Consider the following 3098-nt stretch of genomic DNA (forward strand, 5'->3'; position numbering starts at 1 on the left):
CAAGAAGGCCCCCCTTTTTCCAGGCGGCGGTCGCCAAACCGCCCCAGCGTCACATCCAACATCGCCTGCTCCCATCATGACCAACTCAGGGAATCAGACTTCCACAACACCCTCAAATGCAGATGTGTGAATGCGGTAGCCATGAAGGGGAGGGAGGGGGACGGCGTCCTCAGCTGATGGACCCGCCGTCGATGACCACGGTCTGGCCGGTCATCCAGGAGCCGGCCTTCGACGCCAGGAAGACCGCGGCGCCGGCGATGTCGTCGGGTTCGCCCAGGCGGCGCAGGGGGGTGCCGGAGCTGGCGCGGGCCTCGCCGGCCGGGGTGTCCCACAGCGCCTTGGCGAAGTCGGTCTTCACCAGGCCCGGCGCGATGCAGTTGACCCGGATATTGTGGGGCGACAGCTCCTGGGCGAGGTTGCGGGCCAGCTGCATGTCGGCGGCCTTGGAGATGGCGTAGGCGCCGATCACCGAGGTGCCGCGCAGTCCGCCGACGGACGAGATGATGATGATCGCCCCGTCCTTGGCAGCCTTCATCTCCTCGCTGGTCATGTTTATCAGCCAGTTGTTGGCGATGATGTTGTTCTCGAGGATCTTGCGGAACTGATCGTCGGAGATGCCGCTCATCGGCCCGTAATAGGGGTTGGAGGCGGCGTTGCAGACCACGATGTCGATCTTGCCGAAGGCCTTGCGGGTCTCGTCCACCAGGCGCTGGAGATCCTCCTTGGAGGAGATGTTGGCCGGCACGGCGATGGCGGCGCCGGGGTGCTTGGCGTTGATCTCGGCGGCCACCTCCTCGCAGGGGCCGGCCTTGCGCGAGGAGATGGTGACCTTGGCGCCATGCTCGGCCATGCGCTGGGCGATGGCCTTGCCGATCCCACGCGAGGACCCGGTGATGACGGCGACCTTGCCCGCCAGATCGAACAGCTCACCCATGGTCGTCTCCCGTTAAAACATGTGTTTGGTTTTGGCCATTTGCGGGACGGGGCGACGTGGCGTCAAGGGTTGGGGGGTGCGTGAGCGGAAGCGTGGGTCCAGTTCGCACCGGTCGCCGTGGCAGCATGAATGTCACCCGTCGAAAAATCCCTCGTCCAGCGTCTTAATCTCGACGGTGTGGCGCGTGAGGACGCCGACCCCGTGCCGGATCATGAGTTCCGCCAGCCTGTCCCCGTCGATCAGAACCACGTGGAGACTGGAGGCCGCCGCGTGTTCTCTCGCTTGCTTGGAGAAGCTAGACGCGGTGACGAACAGGCCCTTGTTCGCCTTCTTGATGTTCAACGCCCCGATGAAGCTATTGATGGCTTCCGGACCGATGTTGTTTCCTTCTTTCCAGCGCTTGGCCTGAATGTAGACGCGATCCAGCCCAAGCGGGTCTTGATGCACCACCCCGTCAACGCCGCCATCGCCCGAGCCCCCGAGGGCGAAAGCCAGCTCTTCCCGGCCCTGACCGTAATTCATGCGAACGAGGAGTTGGATTATCAGCTGTTCGAAGTCAGCCGGGTGCATCTGTCGAACGCGATCCAGGATCTCGGCTCTAAGGTTTGTCTCCAGCTCCTTCCGCGCGCCTTCGATGCGTTCCTCGGGGGTGGCGTTCGTAACGTCGGGGATGGTGCTCGAAGCGACACCTTCTAGAGGCGAGACGGTCTGAGAGCCTTTGAACCAAGTCTTGAATGCTGGAATTTCCGACAAGGTCTGGTTGCTGATCTTGACCGGGTTCGACGCGAGCAGCTTTGCACCCTGGTCCGTGATCTCGAACCGGCCCCGCTTGGTGGTCTGAAGCAGACCAGCCCGCGTCATGTAGAACTTCGCCCAGTGCAGGCGGTTGTGAAATATGCCCTGCACGCCGCTCGGAAGGCGTTCAGCCAGTTCATCTTCGGTCAAGCTGAAGTCCCCGGCGAGGAGGGGCATAAGCTCCATAATACTAACCGGCGCCTTGGCTTCGGCCGTTCGCCGCAGCAACGGGAGCATCGCGGTCTGATAGTCGGGGATCGCCACAGCCTGACCTCCAGTGAAGACGCACTAAGGCGGCGAAAGGCTGAGCCTGCGCAACCCAGAAGATAGCGAGCGGGACCGTTCGCTGAGGCGGAGAGTGGAGACGCGCAACACCTTCCGCCGCCCTCAGATCAGATCGTCGACCGTCACACCCAGCGCCTCGGCGATGCGCTTGTAGCTCTCCACCGTGCCGTCCCGTTTGCCGGTCTCGATCTGGGAGAGGTAGCCTTCCGAGAGGTCGGCCATCGCGGCCAGGGCCGCCTGGGTCAGGCCGCGATGCTGGCGCCAGAGCTTCACCGGGCTTTCTCCGGCCAGCATGCGGCCAGCATGTCGGCGGGGATCAGCTCCTCCTGCCCCGAGGCCAGGGCGGCCTTGGCGCGGTCGTAGGCGCGGAGGTCCAGCTTCGGGCGGCTGGGCTTGGTCAGGGTTCCCTGGGCGGGGCGCAGGACGCGGTCGCCCGCCTTCAGCGCCGCGCGGGCGAAAAAGTCGTCGGTCAGTTCGGGGGCGTCATCGGGGTCGGTCCAGATGGGTGTTTTCCTGTTCCCTGGCATGGCACGTTCTCATCGGCGGCGCGGCGCGGATTTCTTGTCGCGACAATTAAGTATCGAGGAAAGGAAGTCCGTCCAAGGCGGAGTGTGTGGCCCCTGGGTCCCGGCTCTGCGCTGCGCTACGGCCGGGATGACGGTGAGGGTGGGACCGGGCGCCGGGTTTGGAGTCGCCCCCAGGCGTAGGTCGCGCGCCCGCTTCGCAGGGGCGGAAAAGCAAGCCAGAGTGCGGGGCGTCCCACACACGCCCCCACACGGAGACCCACATGACCCGCAACGAACAGATCATCGCCGACTTCATCGCCGCCTGGTCGCGGTTGGACGCCGCCGAGCTGGTCCAATACTTCACCGAGGACGGGACCTATCACAACATGCCGACCCGGCCGGTGAGCGGGCGCGCGGCCCTGACCGGGTTCATCGCAGCCTTCCTCAAGGACTGGAGCAGCACCCAGTGGGAGGTGCTGAACCTGGTCTCCAGCGGGGACGTCGTGATCGCCGAGCGGGTGGACCGGACGGTGGTGGCGGGCAAGCCGGTGGACCTGCCCTGCTGCGGGGTCTTCGAG

Annotated in this window: 5 protein-coding genes; 1 reads left to right on the forward strand and 4 read right to left on the reverse strand. The window is 64.9% G+C overall.

Going from position 1 to position 3098, the window contains the following annotated elements; genetic code table 11:
• Positions 1 to 169: 169 nt before the first annotated feature.
• The 4 genes from Q7T09_RS04825 to Q7T09_RS04840 form a co-directional block, all read right to left on the reverse strand.
• Positions 170 to 934, reverse strand: a complete 765-nt coding sequence (locus Q7T09_RS04825) for an SDR family oxidoreductase (protein ID WP_304698079.1) — start codon at positions 932 to 934, stop codon at positions 170 to 172.
• A 132-nt stretch (positions 935 to 1066) separates the two neighbouring features.
• On the reverse strand, positions 1067 to 1993 hold the full coding sequence (locus Q7T09_RS04830) for a restriction endonuclease (RefSeq protein WP_304698081.1): 927 nt from the start codon (positions 1991 to 1993) through the stop codon (positions 1067 to 1069).
• 123 nt (positions 1994 to 2116) lie between these two features.
• A complete protein-coding gene (locus Q7T09_RS04835) occupies positions 2117 to 2287 on the reverse strand; it encodes a helix-turn-helix domain-containing protein (RefSeq protein WP_304698082.1) in 171 nt (56 codons plus the stop codon).
• Complete coding sequence (locus Q7T09_RS04840; protein ID WP_304698083.1) at positions 2284 to 2541, reverse strand: hypothetical protein; 258 nt, start codon at positions 2539 to 2541, stop codon at positions 2284 to 2286. The genes Q7T09_RS04835 and Q7T09_RS04840 overlap by 4 nt, the downstream gene beginning before the upstream one ends.
• Positions 2542 to 2801: 260 nt before the next feature.
• Between Q7T09_RS04840 and Q7T09_RS04845 the strand changes: the two genes are divergently transcribed.
• Positions 2802 to 3098 (forward strand): nuclear transport factor 2 family protein (locus tag Q7T09_RS04845; protein WP_304698085.1); only part of this gene is annotated, 297 nt, incomplete at its 3' end.

This window comes from Phenylobacterium sp., assembly GCF_030645195.1.
Classification (GTDB): Bacteria; Pseudomonadota; Alphaproteobacteria; order Caulobacterales; family Caulobacteraceae; genus Phenylobacterium.

Excerpts from the sequence above, each read along its gene's own strand:
- Q7T09_RS04825 (WP_304698079.1), bottom strand. The coding sequence starts at position 934 with ATGGGTGAGCTGTTCGATCTGGCGGGCAAGGTCGCCGTCATCACCGGG.
- Q7T09_RS04840 (WP_304698083.1), bottom strand. The coding sequence starts at position 2,541 with ATGCCAGGGAACAGGAAAACACCCATCTGGACCGACCCCGATGACGCC.